General features: G+C 46.8%; 1 pseudogene. It reads left to right on the forward strand.

Features of this window, described 5'->3' with window-relative positions:
• Positions 1-264: 264 nt before the first annotated feature.
• A pseudogene (locus QVO66_RS04440) lies at positions 265-613 on the forward strand (Arm DNA-binding domain-containing protein); the annotation flags it as partial.

A 613-nucleotide genomic window follows, 5' to 3' on the forward strand; every position in this document is an offset into this window, starting at 1 on the left:
AATAATAGGATAAAACGCAGAATAAAGCGAATTTGAGCATTCTCACTGACGGTCAGAGGGTTTGGCTTCGGGTGGCACGGAATGACATAAGGGCGGAAAAACGGATTTGGGCGGATTACAGCAATAGATGCACTTCCAAATCATTACCCAACACCTGATGCACATTTAACACTAACGGTCTCTATTTCTGCGTTCTGCGTAGGTTTACATTCTGCCTTTACAACTCCCATAAACTAATTTTGCACCAAACAAAAAGCAAGGATTATGAGAAGTACTTTCAAGACCGTCTTCTATGTAAACGGAAGCAAGGAAAAGAATGGAATTGTCCCCATCATGGGACGGGTTACAATCAACGGGACTATCGCACAGTTCAGTTGCAAGCAGCGTATCTCCAAGGATTTGTGGGATGCTAAAGGCAACAGGGCGAAAGGCAAGAGCCGCGAGGCGGTGACGGTGAACTATGCGCTTGACAACATCAAGGCGCAGATAACGAAGCACTACCAGCGGCTTTCCGACCGTGAGGCATTTGTCACGGCTGAAATGGTACGCAACGCCTATCAAGGCATCGGCACGGAGTATGAAACATTGTTACGGGCCTTTGACAAGGAGAATG

The sequence above is a fragment of the Prevotella sp. CAG:255 genome, assembly GCF_000431195.1.
Taxonomy (GTDB): domain Bacteria; phylum Bacteroidota; class Bacteroidia; order Bacteroidales; family Bacteroidaceae; genus Prevotella; species Prevotella rara.